This window comes from gamma proteobacterium symbiont of Axiagastus rosmarus (assembly GCF_059730925.1).
This window is the reverse complement of the sequence record NZ_AP035925.1, coordinates 1296653-1319850: the sequence shown is the minus strand read 5'-3', so window position 1 is coordinate 1319850 and position 23198 is coordinate 1296653. Positions and strand designations below refer to the sequence as shown.

20 protein-coding genes and 2 tRNA genes are annotated in these 23198 nt (G+C 58.9%); 15 read left to right on the top strand and 7 right to left on the bottom strand.

Annotated features, from left to right (window positions below; all coding sequences use genetic code 11):
- Positions 1-99 precede the first annotated feature (99 nt).
- From AC6I8F_RS06065 to ypdK, 3 genes are all read left to right on the top strand, one after another.
- Positions 100-1701 (top strand): MFS transporter, encoded by a 1602-nt coding sequence (locus AC6I8F_RS06065; protein WP_394516004.1) that lies wholly within the window; start codon positions 100-102, stop codon positions 1699-1701.
- 5 nt (positions 1702-1706) lie between these two features.
- Positions 1707-2735: an HlyD family secretion protein gene (locus AC6I8F_RS06060; protein WP_058758369.1), complete on the top strand. Its 1029-nt coding sequence runs from the start codon at positions 1707-1709 to the stop codon at positions 2733-2735.
- A 202-nt stretch (positions 2736-2937) separates the two neighbouring features.
- Positions 2938-3009, top strand: coding sequence for a membrane protein YpdK (gene ypdK / locus AC6I8F_RS06055; RefSeq protein WP_006120362.1), 72 nt, complete (start codon positions 2938-2940; stop codon positions 3007-3009).
- Positions 3010-3051: 42 nt separating this feature from the next.
- Here ypdK and alaC read toward each other — a convergent pair whose 3' ends face one another.
- Positions 3052-4287 (bottom strand): alanine transaminase, encoded by a 1236-nt coding sequence (gene alaC / locus AC6I8F_RS06050; protein WP_058758368.1) that lies wholly within the window; start codon positions 4285-4287, stop codon positions 3052-3054.
- A gap of 119 nt (positions 4288-4406) precedes the next feature.
- The gene (locus AC6I8F_RS06045; RefSeq protein WP_031280018.1) at positions 4407-4931 is read right to left on the bottom strand and encodes a GNAT family N-acetyltransferase; all 525 of its coding nucleotides are present in this window, start codon (positions 4929-4931) and stop codon (positions 4407-4409) included.
- Positions 4932-5357: 426 nt separating this feature from the next.
- Between AC6I8F_RS06045 and AC6I8F_RS06040 the strand changes: the two genes are divergently transcribed.
- The 3 genes from AC6I8F_RS06040 to AC6I8F_RS06030 all read left to right on the top strand — a co-directional run bounded on the left by AC6I8F_RS06040 (position 5358) and on the right by AC6I8F_RS06030 (position 9353).
- A complete protein-coding gene (locus tag AC6I8F_RS06040) occupies positions 5358-6320 on the top strand; it encodes an IS110 family RNA-guided transposase (protein ID WP_021312959.1) in 963 nt (320 codons plus the stop codon).
- Between the two features lie 616 nt (positions 6321-6936).
- Positions 6937-8628, top strand: a complete 1692-nt coding sequence (locus AC6I8F_RS06035) for a LytS/YhcK type 5TM receptor domain-containing protein (RefSeq protein ID WP_498028786.1) — start codon at positions 6937-6939, stop codon at positions 8626-8628.
- Positions 8625-9353: a LytR/AlgR family response regulator transcription factor gene (locus tag AC6I8F_RS06030; RefSeq protein ID WP_021508252.1), complete on the top strand. Its 729-nt coding sequence runs from the start codon at positions 8625-8627 to the stop codon at positions 9351-9353. The genes AC6I8F_RS06035 and AC6I8F_RS06030 overlap by 4 nt, the downstream gene beginning before the upstream one ends.
- A gap of 35 nt (positions 9354-9388) precedes the next feature.
- On the opposite strand, the gene glk is transcribed toward AC6I8F_RS06030, so the two are convergent.
- Both glk and AC6I8F_RS06020 read right to left on the bottom strand, forming a co-directional pair.
- Positions 9389-10354 (bottom strand): glucokinase, encoded by a 966-nt coding sequence (glk, locus tag AC6I8F_RS06025; protein WP_058781785.1) that lies wholly within the window; start codon positions 10352-10354, stop codon positions 9389-9391.
- Between the two features lie 154 nt (positions 10355-10508).
- On the bottom strand, positions 10509-12170 hold the full coding sequence (locus AC6I8F_RS06020; RefSeq protein ID WP_498028618.1) for an alpha-keto acid decarboxylase family protein: 1662 nt from the start codon (positions 12168-12170) through the stop codon (positions 10509-10511).
- Between the two features lie 213 nt (positions 12171-12383).
- On the opposite strand from AC6I8F_RS06020, the gene mgrA reads away from it, so the two are divergent.
- Entirely contained in the window at positions 12384-13373 is a 990-nt protein-coding gene (gene mgrA, locus AC6I8F_RS06015) for an L-glyceraldehyde 3-phosphate reductase (protein WP_021508249.1), read from the top strand.
- Between the two features lie 157 nt (positions 13374-13530).
- Positions 13531-13875: a DUF2502 domain-containing protein gene (locus AC6I8F_RS06010; RefSeq protein WP_288422156.1), complete on the top strand. Its 345-nt coding sequence runs from the start codon at positions 13531-13533 to the stop codon at positions 13873-13875.
- Between the two features lie 50 nt (positions 13876-13925).
- Here AC6I8F_RS06010 and AC6I8F_RS06005 read toward each other — a convergent pair whose 3' ends face one another.
- Positions 13926-15167 carry an Nramp family divalent metal transporter gene (locus AC6I8F_RS06005; protein WP_021508247.1) on the bottom strand — a complete coding sequence of 414 codons (1242 nt, stop codon included), beginning with the start codon at positions 15165-15167 and terminating at the stop codon, positions 13926-13928.
- 370 nt (positions 15168-15537) lie between these two features.
- On the opposite strand from AC6I8F_RS06005, the gene AC6I8F_RS06000 reads away from it, so the two are divergent.
- The 5 genes from AC6I8F_RS06000 (at position 15538) to AC6I8F_RS05980 (ending at position 21188) form a co-directional block, all read left to right on the top strand.
- On the top strand, positions 15538-16728 hold the full coding sequence (locus tag AC6I8F_RS06000) for a NupC/NupG family nucleoside CNT transporter (protein WP_031279840.1): 1191 nt from the start codon (positions 15538-15540) through the stop codon (positions 16726-16728).
- 192 nt (positions 16729-16920) lie between these two features.
- The gene (locus AC6I8F_RS05995; RefSeq protein ID WP_211727347.1) at positions 16921-18009 is read left to right on the top strand and encodes an LLM class flavin-dependent oxidoreductase; all 1089 of its coding nucleotides are present in this window, start codon (positions 16921-16923) and stop codon (positions 18007-18009) included.
- Positions 18009-18992 (top strand): ABC transporter substrate-binding protein, encoded by a 984-nt coding sequence (locus AC6I8F_RS05990; protein ID WP_132464867.1) that lies wholly within the window; start codon positions 18009-18011, stop codon positions 18990-18992. Before AC6I8F_RS05995 ends, AC6I8F_RS05990 begins: the two co-directional genes overlap by 1 nt.
- Positions 18989-19579, top strand: coding sequence for a cysteine dioxygenase family protein (locus AC6I8F_RS05985; protein ID WP_494260394.1), 591 nt, complete (start codon positions 18989-18991; stop codon positions 19577-19579). The genes AC6I8F_RS05990 and AC6I8F_RS05985 overlap by 4 nt, the downstream gene beginning before the upstream one ends.
- Positions 19572-21188 carry a rhodanese homology domain-containing protein gene (locus tag AC6I8F_RS05980; protein WP_498028617.1) on the top strand — a complete coding sequence of 539 codons (1617 nt, stop codon included), beginning with the start codon at positions 19572-19574 and terminating at the stop codon, positions 21186-21188. Before AC6I8F_RS05985 ends, AC6I8F_RS05980 begins: the two co-directional genes overlap by 8 nt.
- Before the next feature lie 125 nt (positions 21189-21313).
- Here AC6I8F_RS05980 and AC6I8F_RS05975 read toward each other — a convergent pair.
- Positions 21314-21389: transfer RNA gene (locus AC6I8F_RS05975), tRNA-Ala, on the bottom strand.
- A 44-nt stretch (positions 21390-21433) separates the two neighbouring features.
- Positions 21434-21509 (bottom strand) — tRNA-Ala (locus tag AC6I8F_RS05970).
- Between the two features lie 361 nt (positions 21510-21870).
- On the opposite strand from AC6I8F_RS05970, the gene AC6I8F_RS05965 reads away from it, so the two are divergent.
- Together AC6I8F_RS05965 and AC6I8F_RS05960 are read left to right on the top strand one after the other, a co-directional pair.
- Positions 21871-22659, top strand: a complete 789-nt coding sequence (locus AC6I8F_RS05965; protein ID WP_021508241.1) for a formate/nitrite transporter family protein — start codon at positions 21871-21873, stop codon at positions 22657-22659.
- Positions 22660-22770: 111 nt separating this feature from the next.
- On the top strand, positions 22771-23124 hold the full coding sequence (locus AC6I8F_RS05960; RefSeq protein ID WP_058758359.1) for a YfeC-like transcriptional regulator: 354 nt from the start codon (positions 22771-22773) through the stop codon (positions 23122-23124).
- Positions 23125-23198: the final 74 nt, after the last annotated feature.

The window sequence follows — 23198 nt, the reverse complement described above, 5'->3', positions numbered from 1 at the left end:
TACACCCTGTATCACATTGCAATACACCATATCGAAATGTAAGATGCGAGCTGTATCACATCGCAATACACTGCATCAACTAATAACGAGACACCTGCTATGAATGCCCAGCCCGTCGCGGCACCGGCACCGCATCCTTTTACCCTGCGCCTCGCGCTGGGGCTGGTGGGGGTGCTGATCGCCGCGCTGACCTCCGGATTAAACGATCGCGTCACCGACATCGCGCTGGCCGATATCCGTGCCGCAATCGGCATTAGCTACGATGACGGCAGCTGGATTATCTCGGCCTATCAGGCAGCGGAAGTCGCCGCAATGATGATTGCACCGTGGTTCGCCGTCACCTTTTCGCTGCGCCGCTTCGCGCTGGCGGTGTCGGCCGGTTTCATGGTGTGCGGTGTCCTGCTGCCCTTTATGCCCACGGCCCCGCTACTTATTGCGCTGCGCGTGGTGCAGGGACTGTTTGGCGGCGCCCTGCCGCCGCTGCTGATGACGGTGGCGCTGCGCTTTCTGCCACCGCCGATCAAACTTTATGGGCTGAGTGCTTACGCCCTCACCGCCACGTTTGGCCCGAATCTGGCGGCGTCGCTGGCGGCGTTCTGGACCGATGACGTCAGCTGGATGTTTGTGTTCTGGCAAGTGGTGCCGGCCATGCTGATCGCCATGCTGCTGATCGGCTGGGGTCTGCCGCAGGATCCGCTGCGCACTGAGCGATTTAAACAGATTGACCTGTTCGGCATGCTGAGCGGCTGCTCGGGCATGGCGCTACTGATTCTGGCGCTGACGCAGGGTGAGCGTCTCGACTGGCTCAGCTCGCCGCTGTTTGTCGCCCTATTATTCAGTGCGCTGGCGTTGCTGATTGTGTTCTTTATTAATGAATGGTTTCACCCGCTGCCGCTGTTTAAGTTGCAGATGCTGCGCCGGCGTAATTTGTCGCACGGTTTGCTGGCGCTGGCGGGTGTACTGATTCTGGCGCTGTCCGGTTCGGCGCTGCCGTCGGCCTATTTTGGTCAGGTGGAGGGGTTTCGCACGCTGCAGTTCGCGCCGCTGGCGTTGACCATCGGCCTGCCACAGCTGCTGATTGCACCGCTGGTCGCCAGCCTGCTGAATATCCGCTGGATTGACTGCCGCTGGGTGCTGAGCGTCGGTGTGCTGCTGCTGGCGACCGCCTGCCTGCTCGGCATGCAGATCACCACCGACTGGGCGCGGCAAAACTTCTGGCTGATGCAGATCTTGCAGGCGTTTGGTCAGCCGATGGTGATTCTGCCGGTGCTGATGAGCGCCACCAGCGTGGTCGCGCCGCCGGAAGGGCCGTTCGCCTCCGCCATGTTCAATACCGTACGCGGCTTTGCCAGCATTGCCGCCAGCACGCTGGTGGAGTGGTTTATCAGCCATCGTGAGCAGTTTCACTCCAGCGTGCTGGTCGATCAGGCTGCCAGTCGCAGCTGGCTGATGACCGCAGCGGATAGCCAGCAGGCCAGCAGCAGCCTGCCGCTGTTGGCCGACGGCAGCGCCAGCAGCGCGGCCAATCTCAGCGGCTTCGCCACCCTGCTGAAGCATCAGGCCATGGTGCTGAGCCTGAGCGATGCGTATCTGATGCTGATCGCCTTCGCTGCCGGGCTGTTAGTGCTGACGCTGTGCCTGGCGAAACGCGTCTGGCCACCGCAAACCCTGATTCAACCTGTTACCAAAACTCCGGAATAACTGTTATGCACGCTTTTGCTATGAAACGAACAATCCTGCTGAGCGCCCTGCTGCTGGTTTTGCTGGCGATGGCGTTCTGGCTCTGGTCAGCCATGACCGGCAACGACCATCGCACTGATGATGCCTGGGTGAATGCCGATTACACGCTGGTGGCCCCGAAGGTGTCCGGCTATATCGCCCACGTCAACGTGCAGGATAACCAGCGCGTGCGGGCTGGCGACGTGCTGGCGACGCTCGACGACCGCGACTATCGCGTGGCGCTGGAGACCGCGCGGGCGAATCTGCAGGTCAGCGACGCCAAACGGCTGAGCGCGCAGGCGCAGCTCGACCAGCAGCAGTCCACCATTGCCGAGGCCCGCGCCACGCTGGCCGCCAGCCAGGCATCGGCACAGTATGCCGGACAGAGCGCGGCGCGCTATAACCAGCTGTACAAGAGCGGCACCATAGCCGCTGACGATCAGCAGAAAGCCAGCTCAACCCAGCGTTCCGCCGCCGCTACGGTGCGCCAGAGCGCAGCGGCGCTGGCGGCGGCCGAACAGCAGGTGAAGGTGCTTGAGGCCGCGCTGCGTCAGGCGGAGGCTGATGTCGCGGCGGCGCAGGCCAGCGTCGACCAGGCCGGACTGAATCTCTCTTATACGCGTATTATTGCGCCGGTGGATGGCATGGTGGGTCAGCGTTCGGTGCGCGTGGGAGCCTGGGTCAGCGCGGGTACGCGTCTGCTGGCCGTGGTGCCGCTGCAGCAGACATACATCACCGCCAATTATCTGGAGACGCAGCTGGCGGATGTACGCCCGGGCCAGAGAGTGGTAGTGAAGATTGATGCATTGCCCGGCAAGACCTTCACCGGTCACGTTGACAGTATCGCGCCCGCTACCGGCGCCACGTTTTCCGCGATTGCCCCCGATAACGCCACCGGCAACTACACTAAAGTGGTTCAGCGTTTGCCGGTGAAAATTGTGCTGGATCCGCATCAAAGCGATCTGGCGCAATTACGTGTCGGCATGTCGGCGATTCCGCAGATTGAGACCCGATGAAAATGTGAGCAACTTCTCAGAAGTGACCTATTTATTTTCGGATCGATTCCGCGTAAATTAGCGCTCGATCCTGTTTCGGGGCAGCCCGAAGCGACCTGAGTAGAAAGCGTGTAGCGATGATGAACTCCACCTTTCTCTTATTCTGTTCGGGTTACGCTGGTTTGGGATCGCCATCATTGTAACCGCTCAGAGGAGTTGTTTTGTGAAATACGCCTTGATGGGAATCTCTTTCTTCGTCTTACTTTGGGTCGGCACCTTCGTGCTGATGCTGTAAAGACGCCAGCCGGGGCGACCGCTCAGTCGCCCCGATTTGTAGTTACTCTGCTTCTTCCACCGCTTTTACCGTTCCCGGCAAAATACCGTCGGCGCGGAACATCGCTTTAATGCCACGCACCGCCTGACGAATACGATCGCTGTTTTCAATCAGGGCAAAACGCACGTGGGTATCGCCGTAGTCACCGAAGCCAATGCCCGGCGAGACGCACACTTTCGCCTCCTGCAGCAGCAGCTTGGCAAATTCCAGTGAGCCCAGATGCGCGTAATGGTCGGGGATTTTCGCCCAGACGTACATGGACGCTTTCGGCAGATCGACCATCCAGCCCGCTTCATGCAGCCCTTTCACCAGTACGTCGCGCCGGCGTTTATACTGCTCGGCGATATCGCGCACGCACTGCTGATCGCCCTCCAGTGCCGCAATCGCTGCCACCTGCAGCGGTGTGAAGGTGCCGTAATCGTGATAGCTTTTGATGCGTGCCAGTGCCGCCACCAGCTCTTTGTTGCCGACCATAAAGCCGATGCGCCAGCCCGCCATGTTGTAGCTTTTTGACAGGGTAAAGAATTCCACCGCCACATCGCGCGCGCCCGGCACCTGCATGATCGACGGCGCTTTCCAGCCGTCATAGGTGATGTCGGCGTAGGCCAGATCGTGGATGACCAGCACGTTGTACTGTTTCGCCAGCGCGATGACGCGCTCGAAGAAGTCCAGCTCCACGCACTGCGATGTCGGGTTGGACGGAAAGCCGAGGATCATCATCTTCGGTTTCGGGTAGCTTTCACGGATGGCGCGTTCCAGCTCATTGAAGAAATCGACCCCCGCGACCAGCGGTACCGAGCGCACCTGCGCGCCGGCGATCACCGCACCGTAGATGTGAATCGGGTAGCTGGGATTGGGCACCAGCACGGTGTCACCGTGATCGAGCGTCGCCAGCATCAGGTGCGCCAGGCCCTCTTTCGAGCCGATGGTAACAATGGCTTCAGATTCCGGATCGATATCCACCTGATAACGCTCGGCGTACCAGCGCGAAATGGCGCGGCGCAGGCGCGGAATCCCTTTGGAGGTAGAGTAGCCGTGCGTGTCTTCACGCTGTGCCACCTGACAGAGCTTTTCCACGATGTGCGGCGGTGTCGCGCCATCCGGGTTGCCCATGGAGAAATCGATGATGTCTTCGCCGCGCCGGCGCGCAGCCATCTTCAATTCAGCCGTGATGTTAAATACATAGGGGGGCAGACGTTCAATACGCGAGAAACGACGGGGTGTGCTGTTATCAGCCATGATGTCCTCTGGATTACGTTAGCGCCCGGACCGTCCGAGCGACGCTGGTCACTGCCGTGACCGAAACAAGAACATAACGCGCTGATAACAATATTGTCGAGGGGGGACGGCAAATTTTCTTAGCCTGCTTCGTTTAAGCGCCCAAATACCCAATCGTTTACCCACTGGCCGTTGAGCCGGTAGTTATCGCGCAGCGTGCCTTCCAGCGCGAAACCGTTCTTTTCCAGAATGCGCCGCGACGGCCAGTTGCCCTCAATCACCAGCGCTTTGAGTTTGTGGAAGTCGGCCTGCAGCAGGAACGTGCACAATGCCTGCAACGCTTCGCTGCCGTAGCCCTGACCGGTACAGGCGTGGCGCAGCATGTAACCCACTTCGGCCTGACGATACGGATGCCACTCGGCGCTGCAGCCAAACAGGCCAATCGCTTCACCGCTGTCGCGCAGGCGCGCCACCAGGCACAGCATGTGAAAACTGCTCGGTTGCCACGGTGCCAGCCGCTCGTTAAAGCGCTGGCGGATGTCGTTTTCATCGGGGATCTCGCTCACCCAGGTCATGGTCGCGGCATCTTCATGAACCGCTTTGAAAATCTGCCAGTCTTCCGGCTGTAACCGGCTGAGGGACAAACGAGGGGTGAGTAATTGCATGGCCACGCTCCGCTGTTGTGCTTACGGCAACATAGCAAACCGCATCCGTGACAACCAGTGACCGCTGCACGCTTTGAGCAATCCTCTTTTTAGCACTCAGGATTTCCTCTTTTAAGGTTTTGTACTGGATAATCTGCGTTGCTTCCCTTCAGGGTCGGATGTTACGGGGGGATCTGGTCGCCATAAATGGCGCCCATAAATGGCGCCCCTTATATCCCGATCATTCTCCTCCGGGTATGATGATCCCCGACTGATCATCGGGAAGTTGCTGGTGAGATGGGGGCGCCCCCTGGGCATAAAGCCTGCTTCGTAGATTCATCCCCGGCAACTTAACTCCCGCCTTCAAGACCGGACGGTATCCTGTGCCCCGAGCACGCATCCATAAGGATGGTCATGGCGGTTTCCCTGTGCTGTTAAGGAGAATCTATGCAAACCCGTATGCCTGTCGGCATTGATGTTGCCTCCGGAAAGTTTGATGTGGCCGTCTGGAAAGGCGACACGTCTTACAAAACCAAAGTCTTTCCCAACACCCCTAAGGGCTTTATCGCCCTGAAAAAATGGCTGGAGCCGTTCGGCTGCTGCCATATCTGCATGGAGGCTACCGGCGCGTACAGTGAGCCGCTGGCCACCTTCCTGCACGACGAAGGCTATGATGTCAGCGTGGAAAATCCCGCGCGCATCAGGCGCTTCGGACAGGCGGAGCTGAGCCGTAACAAGACGGATAAAGACGATGCGCGCATGATAGCGCGCTACTGTAAACTGCACGGCCCGTCGCTGTGGCAGCCGGCGCCGCTGAATGAACGCAGGCTGAAGGCGCTGGTGAAGCGCCTGACGAATCTTCAGGAAATGCGGCAGATGGAAGAGAACCGGCTGGAGGTCTCGGATGCGGTGGTGCAGCCCTCAATCCGCGTGGTCATTGCGGCGCTGGATGCGCAGATAGACGAAACGAAGCGGGCAATAAACGACCATATCGACAATGATCCGGGCCTTAAAAAGAACAGGGAACTGCTGGAGTCCATCCCGGGCATCGCGGGCGTGCTGAGCAGCACGATGCTGGCGTATCTGGGGGACATGTCGAGGTTCAGCAGCAGCAAGGCGCTTGTGGCGTGGGTGGGTCTGAATCCGATGCGGCAGGAGTCCGGTGAGTGGAAGGGCAAAAGCAGGATATCGAAGATGGGCAACAGCGCGATGCGCAAGGCCCTGTACATGCCTGCGATAGTGGCGATGAAGTGGAATCCGGCGGTGAGTGCGCTGAAGAAACGGCTGGATGCGGGTAAGAAAACGGGAAAAGTCGTGGTGTGCGCGGCGATGAAGAAGCTGCTGCAGCTGGCTTATGGCGTGCTGAAATCGGGTCGTCCGTTCGATGCCGAAATATGTCTTGCCAGGTAACCGGCAAGACGGTATCTACGGTGTGTCAGTGGCCCATTTTACACGGCCCGCACCTTCATATCTGGTCGCCATAGATGGCGCCCCTGCAGTGCATCCGCGGTCTTGCAGGTTGCGCATTGATGCGCACCGGCAGTGCGCACCTTCATATCTGGTCGCCATAAATGGCGACCCTACGGTGCATCTGCGGTCCTGTAGGGTGCGCATTGATGCGCACCGGCAGTGCGCACCTTCATATCTGGTCGCCATAAATGGCGCCCCTGGAGTGCATCTGAGGTCTTGCAGGTTGCGCATTGATGCGCACCGGCAGCGCGCACTTTCATATCTGGTCGCCATAAATGGCGCCCCTGCGGTGCATCTGCGGTCCTGTAGGGTGCGCATTGATGCGCACCGGCAGCGCGCATCTTCGTATCTGGTCGCCATAAATGGCGCCCCTGCGGTGCATCTGCGGTCCTGTAGGGTGCGCATTGATGCGCACCGGCAGCGCGCGCCTTAAAAATTGATCCAGGCTATGAGAAACGTCTGCAGCTTGCCGGGACGCTGGCGGATCGCGATCACATTTTTTATCATGTCCGCAACCTTGCCTGCTCCGGAGAACACCGTGCCTTCCCATTTCGACATGCTGCTGGCGGTGTTTGACCGCGCCGCGCTGATGCTGATCTGCCTGTTCTTCCTGACCCGCACCCGCGTATTTCGTCAGCTACTGCAAAAAGATGAGCACTCAATCGGCGAAAAAGCCGTGGTGACCGCCATCTTCTCGCTGTTTGCGCTGTTCAGCACCTGGTCCGGCATCAACGTTGACGGCTCACTGCTCAACGTCCGGGTGATTGCGGTCATGGCGGGCGGCATTCTGTTCGGGCCGTGGGTCGGCATTGCAACCGGCGTGATTGCCGGCGTGCACCGCTTCCTGATTGATATCGACGGCATCACCTCGGTGCCCTGTCTGGTTACCAGCATCATCGCCGGTATCGCCGCCGGTGCCATCAACCGCTTCGTCAGCAAAGAGCAGCGCTGGCGCGCCGGCATCCTCGGCGGCATGCTGTGTGAAAGCCTGACCATGCTGCTGATCGTGCTGTGGGCGAAACCGATGTCACTTGGTTTAACCATCGTGTCGGAAATTGCGCTGCCGATGATTCTCGGTGCGTCGAGCATTGGTTTGATTGTGCTGCTGGTGCAGAGCGTCGAAGGGGAAAAAGAGGCGATTGCCGCGCGTCAGGCCAAGCTGGCGCTGGAGATTGCCAACAAAACCCTGCCGCTGTTTCGTCAGGTTAATAGCGACTCGCTGCGCAAAGTGTGCGCCATCATTCGCAACGATATCCATGCCGATGCGGTGGCGATCACTAACACCAAACAGATTCTGGCTTACGTCGGCTACGGCGAGCAGAACTACCACAACGGCGACGACGGCATCAGTCCGACCACCGCGCAGGCGATCGCCAGCGGTAAAATTATCATTAAGAATAATGATGAGGCACACCGCACCAAAGACATTCACTCAATGCTGGTGATTCCCCTTTGGGAAAAAGGGGAAGTGACCGGCACGCTGAAAATCTACTATCGCCGCGCCCATCGTATTACTGGTTCGCTGAAAGAGATGGCGGTCGGTCTGTCGCAAATCATCTCGACGCAGCTGGAAGTCTCGCGTGCCGAGCAGCTGCGCGAGATGGCCAATAAAGCCGAACTGCGCGCGCTGCAAAGCAAAATCAACCCGCACTTCCTGTTCAACGCGCTCAATGCCATCTCCTCATCGATTCGCCTGAATCCGGACACGGCGCGCCAGCTGGTGATTAATCTGTCGCGCTACCTGCGTTACAACCTGGAACTCAACGACGATGAACCCATCGACATCAAAAAAGAGCTGTGGCAGGTGAAAGATTACATCGCCATTGAGCAGGCAAGGTTTGGCGACAAGCTGTCGATGATTTACGACATCGATGAGGATCTGCACTTTTCGCTGCCCAGCCTGCTGATCCAGCCGCTGGTGGAGAATGCCATCGTGCACGGTATCCAGCCGTGTCGCGGCAAAGGCGTGGTCACGCTAAGCGTGAAAGATCTGGGCGATCGCGTGCGCGTGGCGGTGCGCGATACCGGTGCCGGCATCAGCGAAGAGGTGGTCAGCCGGGTGGCGCGCAACGAAATGCCGGGCAACAAAATAGGCCTGCTGAATGTGCATCACCGGGTGAAACTGCTGTCCGGCCACGGCTTAACCATCACCCGTCATCAGCCCGGTACGGAAATCGCCTTTACCCTCAGCAAAAGTGGTCAGCGGCTGTCCGGCCCGCTCACCCCGTTAGCGGAAACCTCAGCGTGAAAGCCATTATTGTCGAAGACGAATTCCTGGCGCAGCAGGAGCTAAGCTGGATGATCCAGCAGCATAGCCAGATCAGCATCGAAGCCTGCTTTGATGATGGGCTGGAAGTGCTGAAGTATCTGCAGACTCATCGGGTGGACGTGATTTTTCTCGATATCAACATCCCGTCACTGGACGGCATGTTGCTGGCGCAGAACATCAACCAGTTTATCCATAAGCCGCTGATTGTGTTTATCACCGCGTGGAAAGAGCACGCGGTCGAGGCATTCGAACTGCAGGCGTTTGACTACATCCTCAAGCCGTATCACGAGTCGCGCATCATCACCATGCTGAACAAGCTGGAGGCCAGCGCACAGCAGCAGCAGGCGCAGCAGCACAACCCGGCAGCCAGCGCGCCGCAAACGGTGAATTTAGTCAAAGATGAGCGCATTATCGTGACCGATATCAACGATATCTATTACGTTGAAGCGCATGAGAAGCTGACGTTTGTCTACACGCGGCGCGAAGCCTATGTGATGTCGATGGCGATCAGCGAGTTTTGCAGCCGTTTGCCTGAATCGATGTTCTTTCGCTGCCACCGTTCGTACTGCGTTAATCTGAGCAAGATTGGCGAGATCGAACCGTGGTTTAACAACACCTATCTGGTGAAGCTGCGCGATATGGATGCGCAGGTGCCGGTGAGTCGCAGCAAGGTAAAGGCGTTTCGCCAGCTGATGCATCTTTGAAGGCGAACGGCACGGGAAGCCGTTCGCCCGTCAGATTACAGCACGCGCCCCAGCGCCTGGCGCAGATGGGCACCGGCGCCAAGCAGGCCCGGCTGGTCATGAGTAATCATGTAGACCGGAATATCCACGAGGTAATCGCGGAAGCGGCCTTTGTCTTCAAACGCCGCGCGGAAGCCGGACGCTTTAAAGAACTCGAGGAAGCGCGGCACGATGCCACCGGCAATGTAGACGCCGCCAAAGGTGCCCAGGTTCAGCGCCAGGTTGCCGCCAAACCGTCCCATGATGACGCAGAACAGCGTCAGCGCGCGGCGGCAGTCAATGCAGCTGTCCTGCAGTGCCCGCTCGGTGACATCTTTTGGCTTGAGGTTTTCCGGCTCGCGCTGATCGGATTTCACAATCGCGCGATACAGGTTAACCAGTCCGGAACCCGACAGCACGCGCTCGGCAGAAACGTGACCCAGTTCGGCGCGCAGCACTTCGAGAATCGCGTCCTCTTCTTCGCTGTTTGGCGCGAAGTCAACGTGACCGCCCTCACCCGGCAGGCTGACCCAGCGCTTATCAACGTGCACCAGATGGCTGACGCCGAGCCCGGTGCCAGCACCGTAGATGGCAATCGGTTTATCCTGCACCGGCGATTTGCCGCCGAACTGCAGGACGTCCTGCGCCGTCAGCATTGGAATCGCCATGGAAACCGCGGTGAAATCGTTAATGATTTCCAGCGTAGTAAAGCCCAGACTTTCCTTCATCTGACGCGTTGAGAAGGCCCAGTCATGGTTGGTCATCTCCACCCAGTCGCCGGTGATCGGACAGGCGATGGCGATGCAGCCGTCGGTAATGTCCTGTTTTTGCTCATCCAGATAGTGACGGATAACTGCTTCAAGGTTGTCGTAGTCTGATGTTGAGAATGTTTTGGCCTGGGAGATGGCGCCGGTCTCCACCTCACACAAGGCGAGACGAGCGTTAGTGCCGCCCACATCGCCGACCAGGGCGTATTTTGTCATTCTTCTGCTGCTCCGCTTGGGTCATAAACAAGTGCAGGACACTATAAAAGCCTGCCAATAAAACAACAACGCTCACCTTGCACGATGAGCGTTGGTCATTCAGTGCGACGCACAGCCTGACTGTCGCCAGCCCAACTGTACAGAGGCAACTGTCCTAAACTTTGTGGCTATTGCGCTGGTGCAGCGCCGCCGTGACGGTGCGCAGCAGCGGCGGCAAATCCTGTTTCTCCATCACCACCTCAATCAGTGACAGGCAACGCGCCTGGCTGAGCAGCGCCATCACGGCGTCGAGCTGCGCCGTTTCACTGATGCGCCAGCTCTGAGCCGCACAACTCAGGCTCATTGCCTGCGGCAGCGCGGTCCAGTTCCACTGCGCGATGTCGTTGTAGCGCTGTTCCGCTCCATGGATCGCGCGTTCGACAGTGTATCCCTCATTATTCAGCAGAAAAATGATCGGGCTTAAGCCGTCGCGCTGGATCGATCCCAGTTCCTGAATGGTCAGCTGCGCCGATCCATCGCCGATGATCAGAATGACGCGCCGGTCGGGCTGCGCCGTCTGGGCACCAAAGGTGGCGGGTAAAGTATAGCCAATGGAACCCCATAAAGGTTGTACCAGCAGCTGCGCATCATGCGGTAAACGCAGCGCGGCAGCACCAAACGCCGCCGTGCCCTGATCGGCAAGGATAATATCACCGGGCTGCAGGAAACGCTGCATCGCCTGCCAGAAAGCCTGCTGACTGATTACGGCGGCAGCAGCGGGCGGTGCATCGTCCGGCATGTCGGCCTCGCCCGTGGCCCAGTGCGCGCAGTGGCGCTGATAAACCGGCAGCAGCGCGGCCAGCGCCTGCGCCATACTCAGCGGTGCGAAGGTTTCTCCGGCGACGCTGGCATGAAACGGCTGCAGATCAATCACCCGCTGCGCCGACAGCTGCTGGGTAAACCCGGCGGTCAGGGTGTCGGTAAAACGCACGCCGACGCACAGGGTGACATCGGTGTCTTCAATTGCCGCGCGCACGGTTTCGCGGCTGCCGCTGGCGGCGTAGGTGCCGACGAAGCCCGGTTGCTGCTCATCCAGTACGCCCTTGCCCATCAGTAGCGTGGCAGCCGGAATGGCGCGCAGCGCACGCAGCTCAGCCAGCGGTGCCTGCAGCTGCCAGCGGGCAGCGAGAAAATCGGCCAGCAGCGCCACGCGCTGCGCCGGTGCCAGCAGGGGCTCCGCCGCTGCGGCAAACGCCTGCGCCACGTCGCGGTTTTCAGCCGGTGCCGGGCTGGCGCTGGCGGACGGCAGCGTTACCGTGGCGGCGGCGACATCCACCGCCAGCAGCAAATAGCCCGGACGGTGCTGCTGTAGCGCGCCAGCGATGACCCGATCAATTTCAGCCACGGCGTTGTCGGCGCTCAGCACCGCGCTGGCGGCACTGACTTCCTGGGCCATGCGCAGAAAATGGCCGAAATCGCCGTCGCCGAGCGAATGATGCACGCAGTCGCCCTGCTGCTGGGCGTGGCTGGCGGGAGCGCCGACGATGTGAATCACCGGCACATATTCGGCGTAACTGCCGGCGATGCCGTTAATCGCGCTGAGTTCACCGACGCCAAAGGTGGTCAGCAGCGCGGCCGCGCCGTTGCAGCGACCGTAACCATCGGCCGCATAGGCGGCATTGAGTTCATTAGCGCAGCCGACCCAGGTAATGCCGGGATGGTCAATGACGCTGTCGAGAAATTGCAGGTTGTAGTCGCCGGGTACGCCGAACAGATGGCGGATACCCGCCTGGTGCAAACGATGCAGTAAATAGTCGCCAACGTTAAGAGTGTTCATCGACCGCTCCTGTGAAGGGGAATGATCAGGAGTATTAGCGATGTGGCTGAACTGGCGAGATTTTCACCATCATCGCGCTGTCATGCATGGCAAGCATTCGTTACGACGACAGAAAATTCTGTAAGTTGCGATCTTTGCCGCGTTACGGCGCAGTGTAAACGCATACACTGCTATGCTGATGCCACTTTCTCCCACCTGAGACAGGAACGCTGCATGAGTACTTTTCCCCACGCCGAACGTTATCACCAGATGCAGTATCGCCGCAGCGGCCGCAGCGGCCTGAAGCTGCCGGCGATTTCGCTGGGTCTATGGCACAACTTTGGCGACAGCACGCGCGTCGACAACAGCCGCGCGCTGCTGCGTCACGCATTTGATCGCGGTATTACCCATTTTGATCTGGCCAATAACTACGGGCCGCCGCCCGGTTCTGCGGAGAGCAACTTTGGCCGCATTCTGCGCGAAGATTTTCACGGCCTGCGCGACGAGCTGGTGATCTCCACCAAAGCGGGTTACACCATGTGGGACGGTCCGTACGGCGACTGGGGCTCACGCAAGTACCTGATTTCCAGCCTCGATCAAAGCCTGAAGCGCATGGGGCTGGAGTACGTGGATATCTTTTATCACCATCGTCCGGATCCGGAAACGCCACTGGAAGAGACCATGCGCGCGCTCGATCAGGTGGTGCGTCAGGGTAAAGCGCTGTACGCGGCGATTTCGAACTACCCGGCGGATAAAGCCGCCGCCGCTATCGCCATGCTGCGCGATCTCGGCACCCCCTGCCTGATCCACCAGCCGCGCTATTCGATGTTCGAACGCACGCCGGAACAGGGTCTGCTGGATGTGCTGGGCGACAATGGCGTCGGCTGTATTGCTTTCTCGCCGCTGGCCGGTGGCGTGCTGACCGACCGCTATCTGCAGGGCATTCCGCAGGATTCGCGCATCGCCAGCGGCAGCAAATTCCTTAACGAAAACCAGCTAACGCCAGAGAAGATGGCGAAAGTGCAGCAGCTCCAGGCGCTGGCGCAGCAGCGCGGTCAAAAGCTGGCGCAAATGGCGCTGCGCTGGGTGCTGCGCGACACGCGCGTCACGTCGGTGCTGATTGGCGCCAGTAAAACCGCGCAGATTGATGATGCCGTCGACATGCTGAGCCAGCCTGAATTAACGGCGGACGAGATCGCCGCCATTGAGCAAATTCTGGTGTAACCGTTTACCCGCCCGGAATTTTCCGGGCGCTGTCTTTAGCAGAAAACGCTGCACAACCTTTCGCTGACACTTTTTCAGACTAAATCTCAAGGCGTGTCTGGTCCGATATGGCACACTAGCGCCACGGTAGCCTCGATGCTATCGATGAGGAGAAAGTATGAAACGTGCAATTTTGTTTGCCGCTTTGCTGGCAACGTTATCCCCTCTGGCGCTGCACACAGCTGAAGCCAGTAGCGCTACCATCAATCTGGCCCCTGGCGTCACGCTGCATCTCGGCGATCGCGATCGTCGCGGCTACTACTGGGACGGCGGTCGCTGGCGTGAACCGCGCTGGTGGCACGATCGCTATCAGTACAACGATCATCGCTGGTGGCGTCACGAAGAGTGGAAACGCCATCGTGCCTGGGAGCGTGAACGTGAGCGCCGCTGGCACGAGCGCGAACGCCGCGAACACTGGCGTCACGATCGCCGGCACGACCGCCACGACCATCATCACCATTAAAAAAAATCCCGGCGCAGACGCAGCCGGGATTTTTTTATTCAGTCATTTGCTTACCAGCCGAGCGCTTCGCCCACCAGCAGATAGATATTCAGCGCCACCACCAGCACCACAATCAGACGTCCGGCATTTTGCATCAGGCGTGAGTTCACCAGTTCATCGCCCATGATGTCACGGTTCCCGGTGAACGACAGCAGCGGAATCAGCGCCAGCGCAATACCGAAGCTCAGCAGCACCTGGCTCATCACCAGAATGCGCGTCGGATCCCAGCCCGCCCAGATAACAATAAAGGACGGCAGCATGGTAATGGTACGACGGAACCACAGCGGAATGTGGAAGCGGATAAAGCCCTGCATCACCACCTGGCCGGCCAGCGTGCCCACCACGGTAGAAGAGAGGCCGGCCGCTACCAGACTCAGCCCAAACACAATCGCCGCCGCGTGACCCAGCAGCGGCTGCAGCGTCAGATAGGCCTGGTCGAGATCGACAATGCTGGTGTGACCGCTAAAGTGAAACGCGGCCGCTGCGGTGGCCATCATCGCCAGGTTAACGAAACCGGCAATGGTCATGGCGATCGCCACGTCGAGCTTGGTGGAGGAGTAGCGCTCCGCCTTGCTGCCTTTATTACCGTACTGCGTCAGCGCCGAGTGCAGATAAATGACGTGCGGCATAATGGTCGCGCCCAGCACGCCAGCCGCGAGGAATACCGCGTCCGAAGTGGGCAGGCTCGGCAGCGCCATGCCTACAACCAGATCGCTGACGCGCGGCTGCGAGAAGAACAGCTCAACGATATAAGCGGCGGCGACAAACAGCAGCAGCCCGCCAATCACCAGCTCCAGCGGTTTCTGTCCACGGTTCTGCAGCATCAGAATCAGGAACGTGGCGATACCGGTTAACACCGCGCCCTGCAGCAGCGAGATGCCAAGCAGCAGCTTAAAGCCGAGCGCAGCCCCGATGAATTCCGCCAGATCGGTGGCCATGGCGATGATCTCCGCCTGTACCCAGTAGAACCATACCGCCGGGCGCGGGAAGCGATCGCGAATATGCTCGGCGAGGTTTTTACCGGTGGCAATGCCCAGCTTGGCGGACATCAGCTGGATCAGCATCGCCATGATGTTGGCCCACACCACCACCCACAGCAGTTTGTAGCCGTACGCGGCCCCCGCCTGGATGTTGGTGGCAAAGTTGCCGGGATCGATATAACCAATGGCCGCGATGAAGGCCGGTCCCAGCAGCGCGAGCTTGATCTTTCTGGCTCCGCGAGCGGCGCGCTCGGCGGTGCGACTTTCTGACATAGTTTTGACCCTGTCCTAACGCTTGTCTGACCCATCCAGCTTACGGGGCATTCAAGGCAAGTGAAATTTGGTTATAGTTATCGCATTGATAGATGGTGCTATAAAGTATAGCCATTGCTATACCACAAGGTAAAGTTAGCGCTTGCTAAAAATTATGCAACAGGTTTCACTCTACTCCCGGGTCAAATTATAGACAATCTCTTTGTGGATATTTCTTGTGATCGATTTGTAAACAGGTTGTGAGCGGTGAGACTAATCTGAGAAATAAAGCGATACCGAATACTTATATTGTGGTTTTGATCTCGTTTTTAAGTAACGCGTTACATAGAATACGCAGCAAAATACAACCCTCCTCAAATTTGGAGCCGATATGTCCCATATTTTGCACTTCCTTTTAGCATTGGTGGTGGTAGCCGTGCTGGCGTTACTCGTCAGTCACGATCGTAAGAGTATCCGGATTCGCTATATCGTTCAGCTGCTGGTGATTGAAGTGCTGCTGGCGTGGTTCTTCCTTAACTCCGAAGCAGGCCTTGGTTTTGTTAAAGGTTTCGCCGGGCTGTTTGATCATCTGCTCAAATATGCAGCAGAAGGCACCAATTTCGTGTTCGGTAACATGAACGAGAAAGGCCTGGCCTTCTTCTTCCTCAATGTTTTGTGCCCTATCGTCTTCATCTCGGCCCTGATCGGTATTTTGCAGCATTTCCGCATCCTGCCGTGGGTGATTCGCGCTATCGGTACCGTGCTGTCGAAGATCAACGGCATGGGCAAACTGGAATCCTTTAACGCCGTCAGCTCTCTGATTCTGGGACAGTCAGAAAACTTTATCGCCTATAAGGATATCCTTGGCAAAATGTCACAGCGCCGCATGTACACCATGGCAGCCACCGCGATGTCGACGGTGTCGATGTCGATTGTGGGCGCCTACATGACGATGCTGCAGCCAAAGTACGTAGTGGCCGCACTGGTGCTCAACATGTTCAGTACCTTTATCGTGCTGTCGCTGATTAACCCGTACCGCGTGGACAGCGAAGAAGATCTGCAGCTGCAGGATCTGCATAAAGGTCAGAGCTTCTTTGAGATGCTGGGTGAATACATCCTGGCCGGTTTCAAGGTGGCGATTATCGTTGCGGCGATGCTGATTGGTTTTATCGCGCTGATCTCCGGTCTTAACGCGCTGTTTGATACCATCTTCGGCATCAGCTTCCAGGGCGTGCTGGGCTATGTGTTCTATCCGTTTGCCTGGGTAATGGGCGTACCATCCAGCGAAGCGCTGCAGGTGGGCAGCATCATGGCGACCAAGCTGGTTTCTAACGAATTCGTTGCAATGATGGACCTGCAGAAAATCGCCGGTCAGCTGTCGCCGCATGCGGAAGGCATTCTGTCGGTGTTCCTGGTCTCCTTCGCCAACTTCTCCTCCATCGGCATTGTCGCAGGCGCGATCAAAGGTCTGCATGAAGAGCAGGGTAACGTGGTATCACGTTTCGGCCTGAAACTGCTGTACGGCTCGACGCTGGTGAGCGTGCTCTCCGCCGCCATCGCCGGTCTGGTGCTGGGCTTCTGATCTATAGGGCGGGCTGCGGCTCGCCCTTCTCTTCTTTTATATACCTAAGCGTTATATCCCGCGCCAGTCAGCCTGCCGCCGCGTCACGCCCTGCTTCACCGTTTCCCGCAAACCCTTTGCACAATATCGAATTTCCGTTGTTGCCGTCTGCGCCCGTAGCTTTTCCTTCTGACCTCACCTCAGGAGAATCGCATGAGCATTCAGTTCCTTGGCATGATTGGCCACCGGCTTGCCTCAGAAATCATTCCCGCATCCGGCACGTTGTTCGATAAAGATTACATTGCCCGCTTTGCCCGCGCCCATGAAGCGGCCGGTTTCGACCGCATCCTTGTCGGCTACTGGTCCGATCAACCCGATGGCTTTCTGGTCACCGCTCACGCAGCGGCGCATACCCAGAAGATTAAATTCCTGCTGGCGCACCGTCCGGGGTTTGTCGCGCCCACGCTGGCGGCCCGCAAACTGGCTTCGCTCGACCATCTCACCGACGGCCGCCTGGCCGTGCACATTATCAGCGGCGGCAGCGACAGCGAACAGCGCCGCGACGGTGATTTTCTCAGCAAGGCTGAACGCTATGCGCGCACCGACGAATTTCTCAGCGTGCTGAAACAGAGCCTTGAATCGCCGCAGCCTTACGATCATCAGGGCCGGTTTTACCAGGCTGAGCAGGCTTTCTCTGCCATTAAACCGCTGCAACATAAGCTGCCGATCTATTTCGGCGGATCGTCACCGGAGGCGATTGACGTGGCGGCGCGGCATGCCGATGTCTTCGCGCTGTGGGGCGAACCGTTAAAAGGCGCGGCCGAGACGGTACGTAACGTGCGTGCGGCGGCGGCCGCGCAGGGGCGCCAGATTGCGTTTAACATCTCCTTCCGGCCTATTCTGGGTAACACCGAAAAAGAAGCCTGGGAGCGCGCCGAACATATCCGCGCCACCGCAGAGAAGCAGCTGGCGGAGACCGGCTATACCTTTGGGTTGCCGAAGCCGCAGAGTGTCGGTGCGCAGCGTCTGCTGGCGGCGGCGCATGAGAGCGATCGCCACGACAAAGTGTTGTGGACCGGCGTGGCAAAACTGGTGCAGGGCGGCTACAACTCCACCGCGCTGGTCGGCACGCCGGATCAGGTTTCTGAGGCGCTGCTGGATTATTATCGCCTCGGCATTCATAGCGTGCTGATCCGCGGATTTGACCCGCTGAATGATGCGGTGGAATACGGCCGTGAACTGCTGCCGCTGACGCGTGAAAAAGTGGCTGCGCTCAGCGCAACTGAAAAAAGGAGCGCCTGATGCGTCTCGCCGCTCTGTTTGCCGGTGTTGCGCTGGCCCTCGCGTCACTCCAGCCGCTGCTGGCGGCCGATAAAGTCACGCTGCGCCTTGGCGATGTTAAGGGCGATCGTTTTGCCGCCCTGAAAGCCTCGGGCGAACTGAACAATCTGCCTTACGATCTTAAGCTCACCGCCTTTGACTCCGGCGCGCCGGTGCAGGAAGCGCTCAATGCCGGGGCGCTCGACGTTGGCTTTACCGGTGATTTGCCGTTTCTGTTTGTCTATGCGGCAGGCGCGCCGGTGAAAGCCGTGGGTGCCTGGCAGAATAACCCGGACAGCATCGCCCTGCTGACCCGCCCCGACGCCGGCATTCACCGGCTGCAGGATTTGAAAGGTAAGCAGATCGCGGTCAACCGCGGCGGCTGGGGACACTATCTGCTGCTTGGCCTGCTGGAGCGCGCGGGCCTGACGCCGCAGGATGTCACGCTGCGCTTTCTCGGACCGGTGGATGGCCGCGCGGCGCTGACGTCCGGTGCGGTCGCGGCCTGGGCGCCGTGGGAGCCCTATATCGCCACCTCGACCGCCATCGACGGCACGGTGCGCGTACCGGACGGCGGGGGTAAAGGCATTATGTCCGGTTACTCCTACGCGCTGGCCCGCAATGAAGCGTTGCAGGACGCCGGCAAGCGGGAAGCGATTGCCGACCTGCTGGCGCGACTGGCGAAGGCGCAAATCTGGGCGCAACACCATCCGCAGGAATTCGCCGGCGTGCTGAGCAAAACCCTGAATATGCCCACCGCCATTACCCGCAGCTGGATTGACGATGCGCGCATCCGCCCGCTGGTGTTTGATACGCACCTGATTGCCACGCTGCAGAAATCCGCCGACTTTTTCCATCGTTATCAGGTATTGCCAAAACAGGTCGATGTCAGCCAGGCGTTTGACTTCAGTCTGTCCGCCGCCGCTAACCGCATCGCCCAGCACGCGCCGGGAGACAAATCATGAGTGATTATCAGCACCATCGCCTGCGCACCTTCGTCGCCCGGCTGGCCACCCTGCTCGACAGCCAGCCGGACGAAGCGACCATTTTGCGGCAGGGCAGCGGCTGGCTGGCCGAACTGATTCGCCACGATGACTGGCTGGATGAGGCGTTTACCCAGCCCCATCCGCAGCACTATCAACAATATCTGCTGTATGCCGATGCGCAGCAGCGCTTTTCCGTGGTGAGTTTTGTCTGGGGGCCGGGTCAGCAGACGCCGATTCACGATCACCGCGTCTGGGGCCTGATTGGCATGCTGCGCGGCGCCGAAATTTCACAATCGTGGCAGCCGGGCCCGCACGGTTTACAGGCAGAAGGTGCGCCGGTGCGGCTTGAACCCGGCAGCGTGGAGGCGGTGTCGCCGACGGTCGGTGATATCCATCGCGTCAGCAACGCCTTTGACGATCGCGTCTCCGTCAGTATCCACGTGTATGGCGCGAATATCGGCGCGGTTGAGCGCGCGGTCTACACCGCCGACGGCCACCAAAAACGCTTTATTTCCGGCTACAGCAACCGTTATCTACCTAACATTTGGGACCTTTCACATGACTAAACCGGTTTTCCCGTTTCGCCAGGCGGCGGAACTGCTGACAGCGCTGCGTCAGCAACAGGAAGTGGCGATCATTGACGTGCGCGATGAGGCGCTGTTTGCTACCGGGCATCCGCTGTTTGCCGTCAACATTCCGCTGTCAAAGCTGGAGCTGGAGCTGCTGGACCGCATTCCCCAACGTCACACCGCCATTACGCTGTATGACAACGGCGAAGGCCTGGCGCAGACCGCCGCTGAACGTCTCGCCGCACTGGGTTATCAGCAGGTCACGCTACTGGCCGATGATTTAGCCGGCTGGCAGGCGTCTGGCGGTGAGCTCTTTATCGATGTCAATTCACCCAGCAAAGCGTTTGGCGAACTGGTGGAACATCATGCCCGCACGCCTTCGCTCTCCGCCGATGAGGTACAGGCGCTGATTAGCAATGATGCCGACGTGGTGGTGCTGGATGCGCGGCGCTTTGATGAATATCACACCATGAGCATTCCGGGCGCCACCAGCGTACCCGGCGGCGAACTGGTGCTGCGCGTGCGCGATTTAGCCCCATCACCGCGCACCACAGTGATTGTGAATTGCGCCGGACGCACGCGCAGCATTATTGGCACGCAGTCGCTGGTCAATGCCGGTATTCGTAATCCGGTATTCGCGCTGCGCAACGGCACCATTGGCTGGACGCTGGCCGGTCATGCGCTGGAGCATGGGCAGAGCCGCCGCTATGGCAACGCCAGCGAAACCGCGCAACGTCAGGCCGCGAGCCAGGCACGCGCCATTGCCGATCGCGCTGGTGTGACACGCATTCCTCTGGCGACGCTGACGCGCTGGCAGCAGGAAGCACGCACCACCTACCTGTTCGACGTGCGTGATGCCGAAGAGTACGCCGCCGGTCATCTGCCGGGCAGCCGCCACGTGGCGGGCGGCCAGCTGGTACAGGAGACCGATCATTACGCCAGCGTGCGCGGTGCGCGTATCGTGCTGGTGGATGATGATGGTGTCCGCGCCAGTATGACCGGCTCCTGGCTGGCGCAGCTTGGCTGGCAGGTGGCGGTGCTTGACGCATTGCAGGCCAGCGATTTCAGCGCTGTCGGTAGCTGGCAGCCGCAGGTCGCGCCGGTTGCTGCGCCGGAATCGATCTCCCCCGCTCAGCTGGCCGAGTGGCTGGCGGCTGGCGACACGCAGGTGCTGGATTTCACCACGCTCGCCAATTACCGCAACAGCCATATTCCCGGGGCGGCCTGGCTGCTGCGTTCCACCCTGCAGCAGCAGGGCAAGGCACTACTGCCCGATGCTGGCCGCTATGTGCTGACCTGCGGCAGCAGCCTGCTGGCCAGCTATGCCGTGGAGCAAATTGCCACGCTGACCGGCAAACCGGTGCGGGTGCTGGCGGGAGGCAATGCAGCCTGGCGCGCCGCCGGTCTGCCCACCGAACAGGGCGAGCAGCGCCTGCTCTCGCCGCCCATCGATCGTTATCGCCGCCCGTACGAAGGCACCGATATTGAACCGGACGTGATGCAGGCCTATCTTGACTGGGAATATGGTCTGGTGGCGCAACTGGATCGCGACGGTACCCACGGTTTTCGCGTGCTGCAGTTGCAGCCACAGGCCGTGACGGTTTAACACGGAAAGGCGCTGCAAGTCAGCGCCATTGCACGCAGCCATTCGGCGAATGCAACGTCACACTGCGCAAACGGGCAGTATTATTATCGGGTTTTAAGTACGTTTGTTCTGAACGAACAGAGAATTGGTGGAGATAAGCGGGATCGAACCGCTGACCTCTTGCATGCCATGCAAGCGCTCTCCCAGCTGAGCTATACCCCCACATCTGGAATTCGTTTTTTCAGTGCAAACCGTTGGGAGCGGTTTGGTGGAGCTAAGCGGGATCGAACCGCTGACCTCTTGCATGCCATGCAAGCGCTCTCCCAGCTGAGCTATAGCCCCGTACCGAAAAAACCGCCGAGTTACCTCGACGGACGGCATAATATGAGACCGCTGTTTGAGTGTCAACGGCAAATTCTCGTTCTGCGTGCGATCGCTGAAAAAGGCGGCAACCCTGTGTCGCCGTGGCTTTTTTTTCAGCGCAGCGCGTGCTCGTCATCCCTGCCCTCAGCCGTTATCTCAACGCCGCCTCAACGGTGGGCCACGCCGAGGTTAACTTTAGGTTAAAGATGTTAGCGTCAGGCTTGTTTTCGTTAATGGTGCGTGTAAAACTTAGCGCGCTAATTAACCGGTTAGCCGTCCAGGGTATTCACTCGCTAACCGGCCAGCACGTCCTCCTTGTTTAATAAAAGAAAAGTGAACTATGTCGCTGCATACACCTAAAGAGATCGCGCAACTGGCGATTCAGGCCGGCGTGGCTAAAAGCCGTCTGCCGGTTTCCACCTTATTAATTCTTGGCTTTATGGCTGGCGCGTTTATCGCGACCGGCTTCCTGCTCGATCTGCACGTTATTAACCAGCTGCCTGCTGAATGGGGCTCGTTTGCCGGCTTCCTCGGTGCGGCGGTATTCCCGGTCGGACTGATTCTGACCGTGCTGGCGGGTGGCGAACTGCTGACCGGCAACATGATGACCCTGCCCATTGCCTGGTTCGCGCGCCGCATTAGCGGTTTCAGCGTGCTGCGTAACTGGTTTTGGGTCACCATCGCCAATTTTATTGGCAGCGTTGCGGTAGCATGGTTCTTCGGCCATCTGCTCGGCATGACCGAAGGCGACTATCTGAAGAAAACCGTGGCGATCGCGCATGCCAAAGTGAACGCCGATTTCATGCACGCGTTCATCTCCGGCATCGGCTGCAACTGGCTGGTGTGTCTGGCGGTATGGCTGGCCTTCGCCAGTAAAGATATGGTCGGCAAAATCTTCGGCATGTGGTTCCCGGTGATGGCCTTCGTGGCAATCGGTTTCCAGCACGTGGTGGCCAACATGTTTATCGTGCCTGCCGCAATTTTTGCCGGTCAGATGAGCTGGGCAGAATTTGCACCTAACGTGGTTGCGGTATTTTTAGGCAATGGTGTGGGCGGTGCGATCTTTGTCGGCCTCACCTATTTCCTCGCCTTCCGTCCGGCACAGGCGGCGGTCAGCGAAGCGCAGTAAACCGATTTTGCCTTTTGTCGCACAGCAAAAGGCATTTTCTGCCTTGATTACTTTTCCCCGTAACGTTTTGTTGTAATATGTAGAGCTAATGTATTTAACAGGGACAGCATCGTGAAAAAGGAATGGCTCACTCCCGAAGAGCTCGCGCTGGAAACGGGCTACAGTCGGCAGACGGTGAATAAATGGATCAAGCGTGAAAACTGGACGACCACGCCCAAGCCCGGTGTACAGGGCGGTAAGGCGCGATTAATCCACATTGATGAGCGTGTCAAAAGCTTCATTCAGTCCACCCGCCATGCAAACGAACCGGCGGCGAATTACGGCGCTCAGCAAAATACGTTACCTGCGTTATTAATAAATTCTGTCCAGCAAATGACGGCCACCGAACAGGAACAACTGGCGGCGCTGTTATTGCGGGAAGGGATCAGGGGCGTATTACAGCGGTTAGGAATCCAGGAAGAATAGAAAAGCCGGAAGCAGTGAGATGCTTCCGGCTTTTTTGTTGCCTGCCTCATCACAGCAGCCTGACAGGCCGCTGT